The following is a 19,499-nucleotide window of genomic DNA, read 5'->3' as shown; positions in this document are numbered from 1 at the left end:
ATTTCGCCCCGGGAGCGCGTTCAACCAGCAGTGGGGTAGTCTGTGGAATTCCTTGTAACCATACTCCGGCGTCGTCAGACTTTCCCAACGGAGGGCGCGATTCCGGCGCGCCGGACGAGGGCTGCAATACCGCTTCGATTGACCCGCCGAAAGCGTCGAAAGGAAGGCGTATGTCCAAGAAATCCCGAAAGAAATCGTCCAAAACGTCCTCCGGCAGTTCGACCGCCAAAAAGAGAACCGCGAAAACGCGGGCATCGACTCGAACACGGTCCGCGACAACACAGCGGACACCGGCAAGCAAATCAACCCGGACCATAGAAAAAGCAGGATCACATAGAGCCGCATCGAAACAGTTAAGCTCATCGAAATCGGCCTCCTCCCCGCCCGCCGAGGCGAAGTCCGGCTTGGTTGAGGGCCAGAAAGCCCCCGCCTTCCGCCTGCCCCGCGATGGCGGCGACGTGGTCACACTGGCGGATTATGCCGGGCGAAAGCTCGTCCTGTTCTTCTACCCCCGGGCCGACACGCCCGGCTGCACCCGGGAGGCGATCGACTTCACCCGCCTGGCCGCCGCTTTCGCTGACGCCGGTACCGCCGTGCTCGGCATCTCCGCCGATCCGTTAAAGGCCCAGGAGAAATTCCGCGACAAACACAAGCTTGGCGTCCCCCTCATCTCGGATGAGAAACATGAGATGCTGGAGGCCTATGGCGCCTGGGGCCAAAAATCCATGTATGGCAAGAGCTTCCTGGGAATTCTTCGCACCACGATACTAGTCGGGACCGACGGCCGGATTGCTCGGATCTGGCGCAATGTGCGGGTCGATGGCCACGCCGACCAGGTGCTGGAAGCGGCAAGAAGCCTTTAACCAGTCGCTTAAATTCGCCCGCTCCCATTTCCGGAAAATTAACCATGACCGGCCCAGATTGCGGCGGCAATTGAGCCGCAAGGAACCCATCCGACCGGCGCGGGAGTGCCGATGTCGAAAAGTTCTGCCCAATACTCGCAGTACCCCCAACATCACCCTCACGACCACGGACGAGCCTACCAGCGCCGCCCGGCCGCTGCGGCCGCGGCAACCGCGATTCCCCTGCCCGCCACCGACGACGCCTACACCATCGTCCATGCCGGCAAGCAGGTTCGGTTCGGACCCGTAGTGTTCTGGATCGTGGTCGGCACCGTGGTGCTGCTCGGTCTGTGGTCGGCTGCGACGGCCACCTATTTTGCGTTCCGTGACGACGTCCTGACCCGGCTGATCGCCCGCCAGGCCGAGATGCAATATGCCTATGAGGACCGCATCGCCGAGCTGCGCGCCAAGGTCGACCGCACCACCAGCCGCCAATTGCTCGACCAGGAACAGTTCGACCAGAAGCTCGACCAGATCATGAAGCGCCAGACGGCGCTGGAGTCCCGGGCCACGGCGCTCGGGGCCATGCCCGACGTGACCGGCTCGATTCCCCGCGCCGCCCCGCAGCGGGGCGATTCGAGCCAGGCCACGCCGAAGCCGTCGCCGATCAGCGACACCGTCATCTTCGTGGCGCCGCCGGACCGTGAAGCGCGCCTCGAATCGCGCGCCCCGACCGTGGCGGCGCCGCCGACCAGCCAATTTGCCAGGAACAACGGTTTCGACAACGTGCTGGTCCGGCTCACGAACTCACTCGACCAAGTCGAGCGGCGCCAGATGGCGGCGCTCAGCGCCGTCGAGGAAAGCATGGATTCACGCATGCGCCGGATGCGCGGGGTGGTCAGTGACCTCGGCTTGAACCTTGCCCATCTCGAATCCGCCGTGCCCCGCAGCGCGATGGGCGGTCCATTCGTCCCCGTCAAGCTGACGGCCAATGCCGGACCGTTCGAGAAGCAGCTTTACCGCATCAACACCACGCGCGCCGAGATGGACCGCCTCAACCGCACGCTGGCACTGGTGCCTTACCGCAAGCCCGTCATCGGCGAGGTCGAGTTCACCTCCGGTTTCGGCGTGCGCAGCGATCCATTCCTCGGACGGCCCGCGATGCATACCGGGCTCGACTTCCGTGCCGCCACCGGCGATCCCGTTCGCGTCACGGCCAACGGCAAGGTGGTTTCAGCGGGATGGTCCGGCGGCTACGGCCGCATGGTCGAGGTCGACCACGGCAACGGGCTTTCGACTCGCTACGGCCATCTCTCCGAGATCAATGTCAGGGTCGGCGAGATCGTGAAGATCGGCCAGGTCGTCGGGCTGGTCGGCTCGACGGGCCGTTCGACCGGTCCGCATCTGCACTATGAGACCCGCATCGAGGGCGAAGCGGTGGATCCGCAGAAATTCCTGCGCGCCGGCGTGCGGCTCAGCGCGGGCTAGCTTTAATTGGGTGGTGCTGAAAACGTTCCACCCGGGTTCCGGCAAAGGCCAGTGTTTCACGAAGGCGCAGATTCAGACCTCCCGCGCTTCCGCGCATCGCCGGCGATGTCAGCAAGAACGGCTCCGATCACCAGCGCACCCCCAATGAGCGCGTGGACGGCAGGCAGCTCGCGGAAGGCAACCCAGATCCAGAATGGCATCAACGGCGTTTCCAGCATCGCGATCAGGGAGGCCTGACCTGACGGCAGCAGGCGCGAGCCGAGCATGTAGAATGTCAGGCCGAGCGCGACCTGAAGGCAGCCGAACATTGCGAGGATCGCGAGGGTGTGGCCGCCGACATGGGCGATGTCGCGGGCGAACGGCAGGCTGACGAGACTTCCCAGGAAGTTGGAGAGCGCGGCTGCCGCCACCATCGACGTCTCGCGGTGGCGCCGAACGACGACTGTCATGGCCGAGATCGCGAGCACCATCAGACAGCTTAATACGATGCCGCCGATATCGGCGCCCGCCGCGAGGCCACCGACGGTGATGGCCACGCCGGCGAAGGCGACGAGGCTCGCGATCAAGGTTCGCCATGTCGCGGCCTCACCGAGCCACAGCCATGCCAGGGCTGCAGCGACAAACGGTTGCGTGGCGATCAGCACAGCGACGTTCATCACCTTGGTCATCTGAAGCGCGGGGATGAAGGAGACCATGCCGATCGTCGACAACGACGCGACGAGCAGGCCGCTGCGTCCCGGCGCCGCCAATTGCCGCAGTGCGCCGCGGCCCTGCATTAGCACGAGAAAAGCGGTGATGAGGCTGCCGCCGAACAGGCCGCGCCAGAACAGGATGGTCCAGGGATCGAACGGCAGCAACCGGGTGAAGAACGGAGCGGTGCTCCACGCAATCGCGGCGGCGACGACGAGGGCAATGCCGAGACCGCGTTCCGAACGAGTCTGCCCCATCCTGATGCGCCTGGCCTAAGACGGCTTCTTCGGCCGCGACACCAGCTCGATCATCCTGCCTTCATCATCATCCGGCATCTCCGCCTTCGCCTGCGCGTAGGCCTCGACCGCGGCGCGTGCGACCAGCGGCTTATCGGCGAGGAGGCTCTCGGCGAGTTTCACGGCATACGCGGCATCCTTGTGCCGCAGCGCCGCCGTGAAGGTCGCGCCGCTGAAATCGCGGGCGACCATGCGCTTGGAGTGACGCGCTACCTGCGGGCTTGCGGCGACGCCCGCCTGGATCGACTCCAGCACGAGGTTCATGTCGAGCCCGGCCTGCTCGGCGATGGCAAGGCCCTCCGCGAGACCGGCGATCTGGATCGCACCCATGAGATTGTTGATGAGCTTGTAGACCGTGCCGGCGCCGACCGGGCCGAAATGGCGGATGGTCGAGCCGATCGGTTCGAGATAGGGCCGCGCTCGCTCGAGATCGGCCGGATCGGCGCCGGCCAGCAGCGTCAGCTTGCCGGCGGCCGCCGCGTCCGGCAATCCGGTGACGGGGCAATCGATGTAGATCAGCCCGCGCGCATTGAGCTCGCGGCCCATCTTGCGCGCGTGGTCATAGGAGACGGTGGAGCATTCGATCGCAATGGTGCCGGCCTTTGCGGTTTTGGCGGCGCCTTTCGGCCCAAGCCAGACCGCGCGCGATGCCTCGTCGTCGGCCACCATGGTCACAACAGCGTCGGCATCGATCGCGGCATCCTCGGGCGATGTCGCCCAATGCGCGCCGCGCGCGATCAGGTCTTCCGCTTTTGCCTTGCTGCGATTCCACAGCGTCACCGTGAAGCCGGCATCGAGATAGCGGCCGGCCATGCCATGACCCATCCGCCCCAACCCGATGAAGGCGACGCGGGGCATGGCTAGTCCACGTCCTCGATCTCGCCGGTCGTGGTGCCGAACGCGCGCTGCGCCAGCGTCGCGGCCATGAACTCGTCGAGCTCCCCGTTGAGCACGCCCGAGGTGTCGGAGGTCTGCACGCCCGTGCGCAGATCCTTCACCATTTGGTAGGGCTGCAGCACGTAGGAGCGGATTTGATGTCCCCAGCCGATATCGGTCTTGGCCGCCTGATCGGCGGCGGCCTTTTCCTCGCGCTTTTTCAGCTCCATCTCGTAGAGGCGCGCGCGCAGCATGTCCCAGGCCTGCGCCCGGTTCTTGTGCTGGGAGCGGCCGGCCTGGCAGACCACGGCAACGCCGGTCGGAATGTGAGTCAGGCGCACCGCGGATTCGGTTTTGTTGACGTGCTGCCCGCCGGCGCCGCCCGAACGCATGGTGTCGGTGCGGACGTCGGATTCCTTGATGTCGATCTTGATGCTGTCATCGATGACGGGGAAGACCTGCACGCTCGAGAACGAGGTGTGACGCCGCGCGTTGGAATCGAACGGCGAAATGCGCACCAGGCGATGCACGCCGGCTTCCGTCTTCAGCCAGCCATAGGCGTTGTGCCCGGAGACCTGGATGGTCGCGGATTTGATGCCGGCCTCTTCGCCCTCGGATTCTTCCAGGAACTCGACCTTGAAGCCGTGGTTTTCGGCCCAGCGCGTGTACATGCGCAGCAGCATCTGCGCCCAGTCCTGGCTCTCGGTGCCGCCGGCGCCGGCATGGACCTCGAGATAGGAATCGAAGCGGTCGGCTTCGCCCGACAGCAGCGCCTCGAGCTCGCGCCGCGCCACCTCCTTCTTGAGGTTCTTCAGCGCAGCTTCGGCTTCCGCAACGACGCCGTCATCGCCCTCGGCCTCGCCGAGCTCGATCATGCCGATGTCGTCTTCGAGCTCCTGCTCGACCTTGCCGATACCTGAGAGCGCATCCTCGAGCGAGGTGCGCTCCTGCATCAGCTTCTGGGCTTTCTGAGGATCGTTCCAGAGGTTGGGATCTTCTGCGAGCTTGTTCAGCTCAGCGAGGCGCGCCGTCGACTTCTCGACGTCAAAGATGCCTCCTCAGCAGCCCGACTGACTGCTTGATCTCTTCTACCAACCGTTCGATTTCGGCGCGCATGTTGTTCTCGGCTCTCGCGGAATCCCGCGTGCAATTCGAGATGGGATGTAGCGGCGGCGGCTGCAAAGCGCAACCGCCGGAACCGCGATCGTCTGTCTTGTCCTAAGCCTTAGTACAGCCCGCCGGTGCCCGGCCGCATGAAGAAGCCGGAATCCGGTTGCTGCTGCTGCGAGGCCGGCATACGCCCATCGGCGTCGGCAACGCCGATAACCGAATAATTATCCGGCGGCGCCGTGCCCGGCTTGAAGGCCTCGAGGATGGTCCCGCCGGTCTCGCCCGGGCCGGCGCGCATGCCTGTCTTGGCGACGACGCGCACGAGCTTGATTCCGGCCGGCACCTTGAACGGCACGGCCGGCTTGTCGGCGAGCGCGAGCTTGAGGAAATCGCGCGCGATCGGAGCTGCCAGATGGCCGCCGGTCGCGGCATTGCCCCTGCCCAGCGGACGCGGTTTGTCGTAGCCCATATAAATGGCGACGGCGATATCGGGCGAGAAACCGACGAACCAGGCGTCCTTGGCCTCGTTGGTGGTGCCGGTCTTGCCGGCGACGGGTTTGCCGACATCCTTGATGACCGTGGCCGTACCGGCCTGCACGACGCCTTCCATCAGCTCGGTGATCTGATAGGCGGTCATGGAATCCAGCACCTGTTCGCGGCGGTCGATCAGCTGCGGCTCGGGCTGGTTCTTCCAGCCGCCCGGCGCGTCGCAGCCGCGGCATTCGCGCTGGTCGTGCTTGAAGATGGTGTGGCCGTAGCGGTCCTGGATGCGGTCGATCAGCGTCGGCTTCACGCGGCGGCCGCCATTGGCAAGCATCGAGTAAGCGGTGACCATGCGCATCGCCGTCGTCTCGCCGGCGCCGAGCGCGTAGGAGAGATAGTTCGGCAGCTCGTCATAGACACCGAAACGGCGGGCGTATTCACCGATCAGGGGCATGCCGATGTCCTGCGCGAGGCGCACCGTCACGGTGTTCAGCGACTGCCGTAGCGCGTTGCGCAGCGTCACCGGTCCCTGGAACTTGCCCGAGGAGAAGTTTTCAGGCCGCCACACGCCGGCGCCCTGCCCCTGATCGATTTCGATGGGCGCATCGAGCACGACGGTCGAGGGCGTATAGCCGTTGTCGAGCGCAGCCGAATAGACGATCGGCTTGAACGAAGAACCCGGCTGACGGTAGGCCTGCGTGGCGCGATTGAACTGGCTCTGGTCGAACGAGAAGCCGCCGACCATCGCGAGCACGCGGCCGGTCCAGGGATCCATCACCACCATGGCGCCGGAGACTTCGGGGATCTGGCGGAGCCGGTACTGGCCTTCGACGGGGTGACCGTCCTTGTAGAGCGGATCGGCATAGATCACGTCGCCAGGCTGAAGCACCTGCGACACCGCCGTCGGCGTCTTGCCCTTCGTGCCGCCTTGCAACGCCCGCGCCCAGCGCACGCCGTCGACCGTGACGATGCCGGTCTCGCGCTGCTTGCTGACGGCGCCGCCAAGCTCGCGGCTCGGCTGGAAGCCGATGCGCGCCGACTGGTCGCTGGTCTCCAGCACCACCGCCATGCGCCATGGCGAGATGTCGGAGAGCGATTTGATCTCGGCGAGCTTCACGCCCCAGTCGCCCGAAACATCGAGCTTACTCATGGCGCCGCGATAGCCCTGCTGCTCGTCGTAGTTCACGAGGCCGGCGACCATGGCCTTGCGCGCCATGACCTGGATCTTCGGATCGAGCGTGGTGCGAACCGACAGGCCGCCTTCATATAGCTTCTTCTCGCCGTAGCGTTCGAAGATGTCGCGGCGGACTTCCTCGGCGAAATATTCGCCGGCGAAGGTGTGGGCGCCGTTGGACCGGCTGGTGACGGCCAGAGGCTCCTTGCGCGCCTTGTCGGCATCGGCCTGCTTGATCCAGCCGTTCTCCAGGAGACGGTCGATCACGTAATTGCGGCGCTCGATGGCGCGGTCGCGGTTGCGGACCGGATGCAGCGTCGCCGGCATCTTCGGCAGCGCCGCCAGGTAGGACGCTTCCGCCACCGTCAGCTCGTTCACCGACTTGTCGAAATAGACCAGCGAGGCGGCCGCGATGCCATAGGCGCCGAGGCCCAGATAGATTTCGTTCAGGTACAGCTCGAGGATCTTGTCCTTCGAGTAGGTTTTCTCGATGCGCATCGCCAGCAAGGCTTCCTTGATCTTGCGGGCGAAGGAGACCTCGTTGGTGAGCAGGAAGTTCTTGGCGACCTGCTGGGTGATGGTGGACGCCCCCTGCGGGCGGCGGTTGGAGCCGTAGTTCTGCAGATACAGCAATCCGGCGCGCGCCATGCCGGTGTAGTCGATGCCGCCATGCTCGTAGAAATTCTTGTCCTCGGCGGCCAGGAACGCGTTGATCACGAGCTTGGGCACGGCCTGGATCGGCAGATACAGCCGCCGCTCCTTGGCGTATTCGCCAAGCAGCGAACCGTCGACCGCGTGCACGCGGGTCATCACCGGCGGCTCGTAATCCTGAAGCTGAGAGTAGTCCGGCAAGTCCTTGGAGAAGTGCCAGATCAGGCCTGCCACGGCCCCGACACCAACAAGGAACACCACCGTTCCCGCGGCGAACAGGAAGCCCATGAACCGCACCAGCAAGCGCATTATCTGTTTATCCGTTCAAACTCTGGATCAGCCCAGTATCAGCCCCTTGGCGCCCCAAACAGGCGCCAACCTCACGTCGCGAATTCGCCGGCTTACGCAATCACATCGATGCCGGATTTCAGACGCTTGCCGAGCAGGATTCTCGCCGATTCCGGAACCCCCTGCGCGGTTTTTATAAAGCGTCCGCTGTGGCCAAACTAGGGCCTTTGGGTCGGCAGGGCTAAACCCTTTCAGTTCGGAGTCCCGGCCGTGGCCATTCGCTTGGTCAGAAATCCGTCGATCGCCTGCGCCATCGAGCCCACGGCACGGGACCGCCACCCCTCGGAAACCAGGTGCTCGAGGTCTCCCTTGTTGGAGACGTAACCGATCTCGACTAGCACCGAGGGCACATCGGGCGCCTTCAGGACCCGGAAGCCGGCGGACTTCAGGGGATGCTTGTGCATCCGCACTGTCGACTTCATTTCCCCCATCAAAAGGCGGGCAAAACGGTTTGAAAACGTGCGGGTTTCCCGCTGCGTGAGGTCGATCAGGATATCGGCGACGTCAGTGGGCTCCTCCGCGAGGTTGAAGCCGGCGATCGCATCGGCCCGGTTCTCGGCATCCGCCAGCCGCTGGGCCTCGGCGTCGGACGCCTTGTCGGAGAGCGTGTAGATGGTCGCGCCTTGCGCATCACCCTCGGCACGAGGCAGCGCATCGGCATGAATCGAGACGAACAAAGCAGCCTTTTGGTTGCGGGCGATCTTGGTCCGGTCACTGAGGGGGATGAAGGTGTCGTCTTCGCGTGTCATCACCACGCGGTATTTACCGGCCTTCTCCAGCTTGTCGCGGAGCGCCAGGCCAAAAGCCAGCACCAGGTTCTTCTCGCTCTCGCCGCCCGACTGCGTGCCGTTGTCGATGCCGCCATGGCCGGGATCAATCACGACCACCGGACGGCCATCGGCCTTCTGCTGCGTGGCATCCGTGGTTGCCTTGGCGGGAACCGTGGCCGGCGGCGCCTCCGCGATCGCGGACCGCAACTCGGGACGGTTTTCAGGGGGAAGCGATGCCACGAAGGCGGCGCGCTCGACCTCCTCCAGGTCGAGCACGAGCCGCGCCGGCTGGCCGTTCGCGGCTTCCACCACGTAGGAATTGGCGATCTTCGCCGGTCCCGTCAGGTCGAACACGATTCGCGAGCCGCCGGGCATGACCAGCCCGTAGCGGAAAGCTTTGATCAGCCCCCGCCCCCCGCTCCCGGCACCGGCGGGCAGCTGAAAATTGACTTGCGGCACGTCCACCACCACGCGGTATGGGTCGGCCAGCGTGGCGGTGCGGAAGGTGACAGTCCGGTCGAGGTCGAGGATGAAGCGGGTCTGCTTGCCATCGCCGGCCAGCCGGGCGGCCGAGGCCACCGGAAAATTCGCTGCCGCAATAGCCGGCTGCGGCTGGCTCTCTGCAGCAATGAGGCGCGAGGAATCGGCACACGGAAGCGCTGCGGTGCACAGCAACACGCCCGCCAGCAAAACCCGTCGATTTGTGCGGCTCGCCACCAATTCCGTGCCTCCGAGCAGCCCTCTTAACGCAATAGAACCACAGGGTTAATCGCTCCTTAATGACGGAAGCGCGAAAATCGCCGACTGTGACCGCCGTGCGACGCTCCCTTGCACGGATGGCTCATTCCTCGTATGTACGGGATGCTGACGGCCGATATTTCAGGTTGTGTCGCATTCAGCCTCCCGGCGCTGCGCCGGAACTCCCAAGATTTGGGAATTCCAGCGTTTTCCGCTTCCCTCGAAGACCAGCGCGGTGCGCGGCAGCGAGGTGGAGGGGGTCAGGCACCGGCGGTGGACGGTCTCGGGTTACCACTCACGTTACCGGGACGGTTCTGACAGCGGCGTAACCCATTACCCGGTCCCTTGATCCCAGGGGAGCGGTTCGTGGTCTCAAGGCGAGCGCGCTCGCGCCGTGCCTGGCCAACAGCAACTGATTGAAGGGCGGCCTCGCCGCCCAATGTTTCATACGGGCCGACGCTTGATGCGCCAGACTGTGCCGACGAAATCTGAAGGACCATTCGCGACGCTGCGGAGTGACAATCCCGCGCGTCGCAATGGTCCCGAAGCTTCCGGTTCGGCAAGGCGCGAGAGACGGCGTTTCGGCCTTCCCCTCACCCCCGAATCAGGTGGACCGTCGCGTCACCCGGCGGCGCGATACGCGCCCACGGTTTATCGCGCCCGCCGCCGCCAAGAGTTAAGACATGCCCAACAAGATGTTGATCGATGCCACCCACCCGGAAGAGACCCGGGTCGTCGTGGTCCGCGGCAATCGCGTCGAAGAGTTTGACTTCGAGACCGCGCAACGCAAGCAATTGCGCGGGAACATCTACCTCGCCAAGGTCACAAGGGTCGAACCCTCGCTCCAGGCCGCCTTTGTCGAATATGGCGGCAATCGCCACGGCTTCCTCGCCTTCAGCGAAATCCATCCCGACTATTATCAGATCCCGGTCGCCGACCGGCAGGCGCTGATCGAGGCCGAGGAACAGGCCCATCGCGAGGCCGAGGAAGAGAGCGAGAACCGCTCGCACGGCCGCCGCCGTTCGCGCCACCGCAACGCCCGCCGCCGCGGTCATGGCGAGCGCGTGCGCAGCGACATCGTCGAAGGGCTCGAGGTCGGCGCCGATCCCGCAGCCCAGCCCTTGGAGGACGAGGCGCTGCCGGAGCATGCCGAGAACGCCCTGCCCGAAGGCGAGCATCTGCAGGCGGATGCGGAGCACCACGGCGAGCACGAAGGCCATGATCACCACGACCACGATCACGGCGAACATGCTCATGGCGAGCATGATCACGACGATCATCACGGCCATGACGACGAGCACGCCCGTGATCACGATCATCACGACCATGAGCATGCCGACGAGACGCCAGCGCCCGTCGCGGCCGTCGGTGCCGAGCCGGTGGTTGCGACCGAGACCGTTGCCGCGCCACAGGATGCGGAGGCCTCCGAAGCGCACGCTTCCGAAGCCCATGCGGAAGCTCTGGCTGAGGCCGTGACATCGGCCGCTGAGCCGGCCGATGCGGTGTACGCCGCCGTCGAGAATGCCGAGACGTCCGCCGAGGCTGCGGAAGCAACCAGCGAAGACGACGAGGATGAGGACGAGGACGGCGAGGAAGCCGAGGAAGAAGTCGTCGAATCCGTCGGCGGCGACGACGTGCTGGAGGAAGTGCCGGAGCGCACCTTCCGTCCGCGCCGCCAGTACAAGATCCAGGAAGTCATCAAGCGCCGCCAGGTGATGCTGGTGCAGGTGGTCAAGGAAGAACGCGGCAACAAGGGCGCGGCGCTGACGACCTATCTCTCGCTCGCCGGCCGCTACGCCGTCCTGATGCCGAATACCGCGCGCGGCGGCGGCATCAGCCGCAAGATCACCAGCGCGCAGGATCGTTCGCGCCTGAAGGAAGTGGTGCAGGATCTCGACGTGCCCGAGGGCATGGGCATCATCCTGCGCACGGCAGGCGCCTCTCGCACCAAGCCCGAGATCAAGCGCGACTTCGAATATCTGATCCGGATGTGGGAAACGGTACGCGACCTCACGCTGAAGTCGCAGGCCCCGACCCTCGTCTATGAAGAAGGCTCGCTGATCAAGCGCTCGCTGCGCGACCTCTACAACAAGGAGATCGACGAGATCCAGGTGGCCGGCGAATCCGGCTACCGCGAAGCGCGCGACTTCATGAAGATGCTGATGCCCGCCAATGTCAGCGCGGTGAAGCAATATCGGGACGGCCAGCCGTTGTTCTCGCGCATGGGCGTCGAGAGCCAGCTCGATGCGATGTTCTCGCCCACCGTGCAACTGCGCTCCGGCGGCTACATCGTGATCAACCAGACGGAGGCGCTGGTCTCGATCGACGTCAATTCCGGACGATCGACCCGCGAGCACCATATCGAGGACACCGCGCTCAAGACCAATCTGGAAGCGGCCGAAGAGGTCGCCCGCCAGCTGCGCTTGCGCGACCTCGCCGGCCTGATCGTCATCGACTTCATCGACATGGACGAGAAGCGCAACAACCGCGCGGTCGAGCGCAAGCTGTCCGATTGCCTCAGGCAGGATCGCGCGCGCATCCAGGTCGGCCGCATCTCGCATTTCGGCCTGCTCGAGATGTCGCGCCAGCGCATCCGCGCCAGCGTGCTGGAGTCTTCGACCGATCCGTGTCCGCATTGCGGCGGCACCGGCCATGTCCGCTCGGTATCCTCGGTGGCGCTCCAGCTGCTGCGCGGCCTCGAAGAGATCCTGATGAAGGGCGCGACCCACAATCTCGTGGTCCGCACCCGCACCGATGTCGCGCTCTACGTGCTGAACCACAAGCGCGGCCATCTGCGCGACCTCGAGAACAGCTTCAAGGTCACGCTGTCGGTCATCGCCGACGCAAGCGTCAGCGGACCGCAGGCATATGTGATCGACCGCGGCGAGCAGGTGCATACGCTCGAAGCCGCCAAGGCGCTGCTCGCGGCGCAAGTGGCTGCGAGCCCGCCGCCACAGGCCGAAGAAGCCTATGACGACGAGGATGGCTTCGACCTGGAGACCGAATCCGAAGTCGAGACCGACGAGACCGAAGGCCTTGCTGACGAGCAGGCTGGCGGCGAGGCAGCCTCCGAGCAGGACGGCCAGCGCCGCAAGCGCCGTCGCCGACGGCGCGGCCGCGGTGGCCAGCGCGAGGGTGAGTTGCGCGAGGATACGGCGCCGACCCTGCCCGAGCCCGCGATGATCGCCGGCGAAGGCGAGGAGGAGACCGAGTCCGAGCAGGACGGCGAGGAAGGCGAAGAACAGGCAGCCCGTGGCGAACAGCAGGGCAGCAGTGATCGCCGGCGCCGGCGTGGTCGCCGCGGTGGACGCCGCCGTCGCGGTGGAGGCGAGGAAGGTCTTGCCGGCTCCATCAGCGACGAGCTCGGCACCAGCCAGCCGCTCGAAGCCGTCGACGCAGTTGCCGATTTCGATGGCTTCGGCAGCCAGGCTTCGCCCTCGATCGCGCAGGCCGAACCCAGCACCGAGCCGCAAGTTGCGCAGCCCGAGCCGCGCGCCGAGGTACAGACCGAGGCGCCGGCCCAGCCGGAGCCGGCTCCCGCCACGACGATTGCAACGTCAGACGAAGATTCCGCCGGAGACAAGGCCGCGAGGCGCCGCTCCACGGTCCGGGAGAAGGTGAGCCTCCTGCTGAACAGCCAGCCCGAGCCGGCCACGCCGGTCGCGCAAGTGACCGAACCGGTTGCTGTGCCCGCGCCGGCACCTGAGCCCGCGCCGGAGGCCGCGCGCGAAACCCCGGCAGCCCCACGTCGCGCCGGCTGGTGGTCGCGCCGCTTCGGCGGCGGCGAATAAGAGGGACATCCAGATGAAACCGCCCGGCCAAACCGGGCGGTTTTTGGTTGGCGAGGTCAGTTTCGATGCGACGTGCAATAATTCTCGGCGGCGGCATGGTCGGTGTGAGCGCGGCGCTGCACCTGCAGCAGCGCGGCTGGTCCATCACGCTCGTCGATCGCAGGGAGCCTGGTCGCGAGACCAGCTACGGCAATGCCGGGATGATCCAGGCGGAAGCGGTACGCCCCTATCCCATGCCGCGCGACTTCGCTTCGCTCTTGAAGATCGCGACCGGCCGCACCAACGACGTGCGCTACAGCCTCTCCTCCCTCCATCTCCACATCGAGCCCCTGCTCCGCTACTGGTGGCATTCGGCGCCGAAGCGGCATCGCGAGGCGATCGAGGCATGGGCACGGCTGATCGCCTACGCAACGGCCGAGCACGACATCCTGATCCGCGAGGCCCATGCCGACAATCTCATCCGCCGTGCCGGCTACCGAGCGTTGTTTCGCGACCCCGCTTCATTGGATCTCTCGATCAAGGCCGCGGAAGAGGATCAGCGCGAATTCGGCGTGAACTTTCGCGTGCTGTCGGGCAGCGAGCTTGCCAAGGCCGAGCCGATCCTGCGCGACGATCTCCCAGGCGCGATCCACTGGCTCGACACCTGGACCGTGTCAGATCCCGGGGCACTGGTCACGGCCTATGCCGAGTTGTTCGAGCGCCTCGGCGGCAGGATCGTGCTCGGTGATGCGCAGTCGCTGCAACAGACCGCGACCGGCTGGTCGGTCGACACCGACAACGGACGCCTCGATGCTCCCGACGCCGTCGTGACGCTCGGACCGTGGTCGCCCGACCTCCTCCACAAATTCGGCTATCGCATCCCGCTGGTGCGCAAGCGCGGCTACCACATGCACTACAGCGGCGGCGCTTCGCTCGACCTGCCTCTCATCGACAAAAGCGGTGGCTACGCCATGGGACCGATGGCCAAGGGCATCCGCATCACCACCGGCGCGGAATTAACGGGCGCGGACGCATTGGCAACGCCGGTGCAGCTCGCCAGCGCCGAAGCTTCTGCACGCGAGCTGATCGACCTCGGCAAGCGGGTCGAGCCGGACCCGTGGTTCGGCACAAGGCCCTGCACGCCCGACATGCTGCCGGTGCTCGGCCCCGCCCCGCGCCACCCCGGCCTCTGGATGAACTTCGGCCATGGCCATCAGGGCTTCACGCTGGGACCGGCAACCGGACGCCTGCTCGCGGAGATCATGAGCGGCGAGACGCCGGCGGTCGATCCCACGCCATATCGGCCTGAGCGGTTCTAGCATAAAGGAAAAGGGCTGATCGAGGATATCGACCAGCTCTTTTGGTTCGGGACCCGACGGCGCATTGCGCCGCCACAGGCGATCGTCGGATCAGTCCGTCGTGATCGCCGTCTCCATGTCGGTCGGATCGATCTGCTTGGAGAGGTTGGCGTTGAGCTTGTCGCGATCGAGCTCACCCTCCCACCATGCGACGATCACGCAGGCGACGCCGTTGCCGCACAGATTGGTCAGCGCGCGGCACTCGCTCATGAACTTGTCGATGCCGAGCACGATCGCCATGCCCGGCACGAGGCGCGGGTCGACCACGGCGAGCGTCGCGGCCAGCGTGATGAAGCCTGCACCGGTGATGCCGGAGGCGCCCTTCGAGGTCAGCATCGCCACGACCAGGATCGTGAGCTGCTGGCCGAAGGAAAGATCGACGCCGAGCGCCTGCGCGATGAACAGCGTCGCCAGCGTCATATAGATGTTGGTGCCGTCGAGGTTGAAGGAGTAACCCGTGGGCACCACGAGGCCGACGACCGACTTGGAGCAGCCGAGCCGCTCCAGCTTCTCCATGAGGGACGGCAGCGCGCTTTCCGACGACGAGGTGCCGAGCACGATCAGCAGCTCGTCCTTGATGTAGGCCAGGAACTTGAAGATCGAGAACCCGGCAATGCGCGCGATGAGGCCGAGCACGACGAACACGAACAGCGCCGCGGTGACATAGAACGTGGCGATCAGACCGACCAGGTTGAGGATGGCGCCGGTGCCGAACTTGCCGATCGTATAGGCCATCGCGCCGAACGCACCGATCGGCGCCGCGCGCATCACGATCGAGATGACGCCGAACACCGCGTGCGCAGCATCGTCGATGAAGCTGCGAATCGTATGGCCACGCTCGCCTAAGCTCATCAAGGCAAAGCCGAACAGCACCGCGAACAGCAGCACCTGCAGAATTTCGCCTTGCGCGAAGGCGCCGACCACCGTGTCGGGAATGATGTGCAGCACGAAGTCGACGGACCTCTGGCCGGCGGCCTGCTTGGCGTAGCCTGCAACGGCCGCCTCGTTCGCCGCCGCATTGCCAAAGCCGGACCCCGGCTTGACGAGATTGCCGACGATGAGACCGATCACCAGCGCGAAGGTCGAGACGACCTCGAAATAGACCAGCGCCTTGACGCCGATGCGGCCGACCTTCTTGGCGTCCTGGATGTGGGCGATGCCGGAGACGACGGTGCAGAAGATGATTGGGGCGATCACCATCTTGATCAGCTTGATGAAGCCGTCGCCGAGCGCCTTGATCCATTCGTTGGTGGCGACCTGCGGCCACAGCCAGCCGACGATGGCACCGAGCACGATCGCGATCAGCACCTGGACGTAGAGGACCTTGTACCACGGCTTGGCGACGGGCGGCGCGACCGGCGCTCCCGCCATCGTTGTCGTCGTCATGGTTTCACTCCCCCTCAAAACACGGGGCCAGCCAAGATCAACTTGACCGGCCCTGTCAATTGGAACTGCTGGTTGTAGCGCGTCTTACCCGCGGCGCTCGACGATCCGGCGTGCCGCCGGCATCAGGGCCGCACCGAGCGCATTCTTGACCAGTGAGGCCGCAATGAACGGCGCGATTCCGACCTGCCAGGCCTTGGCGGCACCGAGGCCGAGTCCGAACGCCAGCCAGCCGAACCCGGCAGCCAGAATGGCGATGTGGCCAACGGCCATCGCCGCAAACAGCAGCATCACGCTGCGATCCCAGCCGCGCTCGGCGAGCCAGCCGGTCGCGAAGGCAGCCAGCACGAAACCGAACAGATAGCCCGCGGTTGGGCCGACCAGCGGAGCAATCCCACCCACGGGACCGGCGAACACCGGCAGCCCGATCGCGCCCTCGGCGAGGTAGGCAATCATGGTTGCGCTGCCAAGCCGCCAGCCATAGGCGGCGCCGATCATCAGCACCACCAGCGTCTGCAGCGTCATCGGCACATAAGGCAGCGGCAGGTTCACCTTGGCCGACAGCGCCATCAGCGCGGTGCCGAGCACAATCAGCACGACGGCACGCAGCGCGCCGACGGCTTCGCCCGGCCGGGTCGGCCACATCAAAGCGGCGAGAGAGGAATGTGGCGCAGCGGCGGACGGGACGGAACGGTCTGACAAGTTGAACTCCGGAAGGCTGAAGAAAACTGGCGCAGTTATTTAAGCCACTCAGCAATCCGGTCAACTGCCTCTCGCATCTCATCGGGCGAGCGGGCATAGGAAAACCGTATGAATGAACGGCCATGGATGGGATCGAAATCGACGCCGGGCGTCGCCGCCACGCGCGCCTGCTCCAGCATTTGCTTGGCGAACTCGAAACTGTCCGAGGTAAAATCCGAGACGTCGGCGTAAAGATAGAAGGCGCCGTCGGCGGGCAGGAATCTCGTCAGTCCGGCCCTGGGCAATCCATCGATTAGGATACGCCGGTTTTCCTGATAGCCGTGCTTGATTTCCTCCATCTCGGCCGCGCCGTCGAAGGCAGCCTCTGCCGCGATCTGCGACAGGGACGGCACCGAGATCAAGAGGTTCTGTTGAAGCCGCTCGATCGGGCGCACCATGATCTCGGGCACGACCATCCAGCCGACACGCCAGCCCGTCATGCAAAAATACTTCGAGAAGGAGTTGATCACGAGTGCGTGCTCGGACAGCGCCGCCGCCGTCACGGCTGGAAACGCGTAATCGAGCCCGTGATAGATCTCATCCGAGATGAAGCGGATGCCCGCGTCTTCCGCGGCCGCGATGAGGCCGGCAAGCGCCTCGCGGGACATCATCGTGCCCGTCGGATTGGCGGGACTGCCGACCAGCACGCCCTTCAGCGGCGCCTTGCGATGGGCGGCGAGCAGCGCCTCACCGGTGAGTGCGTGGCGCGTCTCGTCCGTGGTTTCGATCAGCACCGGCTCACAGCCGAGGGCGGTGAGGATGTGACGGTACGGTGGATAGCCCGGCACGGTTACGGCGACGCGATCGCCGGGCTCGAACATCGATAGGAAAGCCAGGATGAAGCCGCCGGAGGAGCCCGTGGTCACTACGATCCGCTCGGAGCTGACGTCGCAGCCATAGGTGTCGCGATAACGGCGTGCGATGCGCTCGCGCAGACTGGGGATGCCGAGCGCGGAGGTATAATCGATCCGTCCGGCCTCCAGCGCCGCATGAGCGGCGGCGATCGCCGTTCTGGGCGCGCCGGCCGCGGGCTGACCGACCTCCATATGGATGACATGGCCACCGGCGGCCTCGATTCGGGCCGCCGCCGCCATGACGTCCATCACCATGAACGGGGGAACTTCGCTGCGGCGGGAGGGCTCGAGCCACTGCCCCAACCGATTCCTTAATGTCGCCTCGTGCATCGATTTCTGCTATTCGCTGGCGGACCGATCCGTCCGGTCCGGAAAACAGGGCGCTTGCGCCCCAGACTGGCCGCATTGTACGGCTCATAAAGGGCGCGGCTCACAAGGGGCATATCGCGTATCCGGTCCGCCGCCAATCGCCAAAACCAATCACGAAACTGCCTGACCAAGACCGTTTGACCCAGACCGCTCGATGTTGCTCCAGATCGCATTGCGCCAGAAGTCTTCCGCTCTCACCACCCTCGTCACGGCCGCGGCGATCGCGCTGACGCCGTTCTCGGCCGCGCGGGCACAGGCCAAAGGGCCGCCGGTCCTGCGCGACACCGAGACGGAGCAGCTGCTGCGCGAATACACCCGCCCGATCCTGCGCGTCGCCGGTCTGGAAAAGCAGAACATCCAGATGGTGATCATCAACGACGGCTCGTTCAACGCGTTCGTCGCGGACGGCCGCCGCATCTTCGTCAATTGGGGCGCGATCCTCCAGTCCGAGACGCCGAACCAGATCATCGGCGTGCTCGCGCACGAGACTGGACATCTGGCCGGTGGTCATCTGTCCAAGCTGCGCGAGCAGCTCGCCACGGCCCAGACCCAGATGATCATCGCGATGCTGCTCGGCGCCGGCGCGATCGCCGCCGGCAGCACCCGCAGCTCGAGCGCCGGCAACAACGGGCTGGCCAATGCCGGTGCGGCCGCGATCGCCGCTCCGCAGGAGATGATCCGCCGTACGCTGTTGTCCTACCAGCGCCAGCAGGAGGAGAACGCCGACCGCGCCGGCGTGAAATTCCTGACTGCGACCCAGCAATCGCCGAAGGGCATGTACGAGACCTTCAAGCGCTTCACCAGCGAGAGCCTGTTCGCGTCGCGCGGCGCCGATCCCTATCTCCAATCGCATCCGATGCCGGCCGAGCGCGTCGCCGCACTCCAGGAATTCGCTGGCTCCAGCCCATACTGGAACAAGAAGGACGATCCCGCGCTTCAGCTCCGGCACGACATGGTCCGCGCCAAGATATCCGCCTTCATGGAGCGGCCGGAGACGGTGTACCGCCGCTATCCCCAGACCAACGACAGCCTGCCGGCGCGCTATGCCCGCGCCATCAGCACCTATCTGCACGGGGATCTGCGCAGCGCGCTCACTCAGATCGACGCGCTGATCCAGGTTCAGCCGAACAACCCCTACTTCTACGAGGTGCGCGGCCAGGCGCTCTTGGAGAGCGGCAAGCCGGCCGAGGCGATCCCTGCCCTGCGCAAGGCGGTCGCCCTCTCGAACAACGCCCCCCTCATCGAGATGTTACTTGGGCAGGCTCTGGTTGGAACCGAAAATAAAGCCTACACGGACGATGCCGTTCGGATTCTCCGCGCTGCTGTGGCCCGAGAGCCCGAGGCGGCGCTCGGCTATACCCAGCTCGCGATGGCCTACGGCCGGAAGGGAGACTATGCCGAGGCAGATCTCGCCTCGGCCCAGGCCGCTTACCTGCGCGGCGACAACAAGACCGCCCGCGAGCTTGCTACGCGCGCGAAAACCCGTTTTGCCGTCGGCACGCCCGGATGGGTCAAGGCCGACGACATCGTGGCGGCGAAGCCGCCGCGCAATTGATGC

At 65.4% G+C, this 19,499-nt stretch carries 13 protein-coding genes; 5 read left to right on the top strand and 8 right to left on the bottom strand.

Going from position 1 to position 19,499, the window contains the following annotated elements:
* Positions 1-170 precede the first annotated feature (170 nt).
* Positions 171-863 carry a peroxiredoxin gene (locus tag EHH60_RS28110; protein WP_124162632.1) on the top strand — a complete coding sequence of 231 codons (693 nt, stop codon included), beginning with the start codon at positions 171-173 and terminating at the stop codon, positions 861-863.
* Between the two features lie 111 nt (positions 864-974).
* Positions 975-2,330: a M23 family metallopeptidase gene (locus EHH60_RS28105; RefSeq protein WP_199752094.1), complete on the top strand. Its 1,356-nt coding sequence runs from the start codon at positions 975-977 to the stop codon at positions 2,328-2,330.
* A gap of 56 nt (positions 2,331-2,386) precedes the next feature.
* On the opposite strand, the gene EHH60_RS28100 is transcribed toward EHH60_RS28105, so the two are convergent.
* From EHH60_RS28100 to EHH60_RS28080, 5 genes are all read right to left on the bottom strand, one after another.
* Complete coding sequence (locus tag EHH60_RS28100; RefSeq protein ID WP_124162630.1) at positions 2,387-3,277, bottom strand: DMT family transporter; 891 nt, start codon at positions 3,275-3,277, stop codon at positions 2,387-2,389.
* 15 nt (positions 3,278-3,292) lie between these two features.
* A complete protein-coding gene (locus tag EHH60_RS28095) occupies positions 3,293-4,174 on the bottom strand; it encodes an NAD(P)-dependent oxidoreductase (RefSeq protein WP_124162629.1) in 882 nt (293 codons plus the stop codon).
* 2 nt (positions 4,175-4,176) lie between these two features.
* Positions 4,177-5,308, bottom strand: a protein-coding gene (gene prfB / locus EHH60_RS28090; RefSeq protein ID WP_124162628.1) for a peptide chain release factor 2 whose coding sequence is annotated in 2 segments (ribosomal slippage) — positions 4,177-5,238 and positions 5,240-5,308 — 1,131 coding nt in all. Because the reading frame shifts where the segments join, the coding sequence is not laid out codon by codon here.
* A 109-nt stretch (positions 5,309-5,417) separates the two neighbouring features.
* Positions 5,418-7,919: a penicillin-binding protein 1A gene (locus tag EHH60_RS28085; RefSeq protein WP_124162627.1), complete on the bottom strand. Its 2,502-nt coding sequence runs from the start codon at positions 7,917-7,919 to the stop codon at positions 5,418-5,420.
* Between the two features lie 230 nt (positions 7,920-8,149).
* Positions 8,150-9,445, bottom strand: coding sequence for an N-acetylmuramoyl-L-alanine amidase (locus EHH60_RS28080; RefSeq protein ID WP_124162626.1), 1,296 nt, complete (start codon positions 9,443-9,445; stop codon positions 8,150-8,152).
* Between the two features lie 704 nt (positions 9,446-10,149).
* Here EHH60_RS28080 and EHH60_RS28075 point away from each other — a divergent pair.
* Both EHH60_RS28075 and EHH60_RS28070 read left to right on the top strand, forming a co-directional pair.
* Positions 10,150-13,257, top strand: coding sequence for an Rne/Rng family ribonuclease (locus EHH60_RS28075; protein ID WP_124162625.1), 3,108 nt, complete (start codon positions 10,150-10,152; stop codon positions 13,255-13,257).
* A 65-nt stretch (positions 13,258-13,322) separates the two neighbouring features.
* Positions 13,323-14,555: an NAD(P)/FAD-dependent oxidoreductase gene (locus tag EHH60_RS28070; RefSeq protein ID WP_124162624.1), complete on the top strand. Its 1,233-nt coding sequence runs from the start codon at positions 13,323-13,325 to the stop codon at positions 14,553-14,555.
* A gap of 90 nt (positions 14,556-14,645) precedes the next feature.
* Here EHH60_RS28070 and EHH60_RS28065 read toward each other — a convergent pair whose 3' ends face one another.
* The 3 genes from EHH60_RS28065 to EHH60_RS28055 form a co-directional block, all read right to left on the bottom strand.
* Entirely contained in the window at positions 14,646-15,980 is a 1,335-nt protein-coding gene (locus EHH60_RS28065) for a dicarboxylate/amino acid:cation symporter (protein WP_124162623.1), read from the bottom strand.
* Positions 15,981-16,064: 84 nt separating this feature from the next.
* The gene (locus EHH60_RS28060; RefSeq protein WP_124162711.1) at positions 16,065-16,622 is read right to left on the bottom strand and encodes a biotin transporter BioY; all 558 of its coding nucleotides are present in this window, start codon (positions 16,620-16,622) and stop codon (positions 16,065-16,067) included.
* Positions 16,623-16,714: 92 nt separating this feature from the next.
* A complete protein-coding gene (locus EHH60_RS28055) occupies positions 16,715-17,902 on the bottom strand; it encodes a pyridoxal phosphate-dependent aminotransferase (RefSeq protein WP_124162622.1) in 1,188 nt (395 codons plus the stop codon).
* Positions 17,903-18,095: 193 nt separating this feature from the next.
* Here EHH60_RS28055 and EHH60_RS28050 point away from each other — a divergent pair, with 193 nt between their 5' ends.
* Complete coding sequence (locus EHH60_RS28050; RefSeq protein ID WP_124162621.1) at positions 18,096-19,496, top strand: M48 family metalloprotease; 1,401 nt, start codon at positions 18,096-18,098, stop codon at positions 19,494-19,496.
* Positions 19,497-19,499: the final 3 nt, after the last annotated feature.

Source organism: Bradyrhizobium sp. RP6, assembly GCF_003837805.1.
Classification (GTDB): Bacteria; Pseudomonadota; Alphaproteobacteria; order Rhizobiales; family Xanthobacteraceae; genus Bradyrhizobium.
The sequence above is the reverse complement of the archived record's forward strand: the minus strand, read 5'-3'. Positions and strand labels throughout refer to the sequence as shown.

Excerpts from the sequence above, each read along its gene's own strand:
- EHH60_RS28110 (WP_124162632.1), top strand. The coding sequence starts at position 171 with ATGTCCAAGAAATCCCGAAAGAAATCGTCCAAAACGTCCTCCGGCAGT.
- EHH60_RS28105 (WP_199752094.1), top strand. The coding sequence starts at position 975 with ATGTCGAAAAGTTCTGCCCAATACTCGCAGTACCCCCAACATCACCCT.
- EHH60_RS28100 (WP_124162630.1), bottom strand. The coding sequence starts at position 3,277 with ATGGGGCAGACTCGTTCGGAACGCGGTCTCGGCATTGCCCTCGTCGTC.
- EHH60_RS28095 (WP_124162629.1), bottom strand. The coding sequence starts at position 4,174 with ATGCCCCGCGTCGCCTTCATCGGGTTGGGGCGGATGGGTCATGGCATG.
- EHH60_RS28085 (WP_124162627.1), bottom strand. The coding sequence starts at position 7,919 with ATGCGCTTGCTGGTGCGGTTCATGGGCTTCCTGTTCGCCGCGGGAACG.
- EHH60_RS28075 (WP_124162625.1), top strand. The coding sequence starts at position 10,150 with ATGCCCAACAAGATGTTGATCGATGCCACCCACCCGGAAGAGACCCGG.
- EHH60_RS28070 (WP_124162624.1), top strand. The coding sequence starts at position 13,323 with ATGCGACGTGCAATAATTCTCGGCGGCGGCATGGTCGGTGTGAGCGCG.
- EHH60_RS28065 (WP_124162623.1), bottom strand. The coding sequence starts at position 15,980 with ATGACGACGACAACGATGGCGGGAGCGCCGGTCGCGCCGCCCGTCGCC.
- EHH60_RS28060 (WP_124162711.1), bottom strand. The coding sequence starts at position 16,622 with ATGTGGCCGACCCGGCCGGGCGAAGCCGTCGGCGCGCTGCGTGCCGTC.
- EHH60_RS28055 (WP_124162622.1), bottom strand. The coding sequence starts at position 17,902 with ATGCACGAGGCGACATTAAGGAATCGGTTGGGGCAGTGGCTCGAGCCC.
- EHH60_RS28050 (WP_124162621.1), top strand. The coding sequence starts at position 18,096 with ATGTTGCTCCAGATCGCATTGCGCCAGAAGTCTTCCGCTCTCACCACC.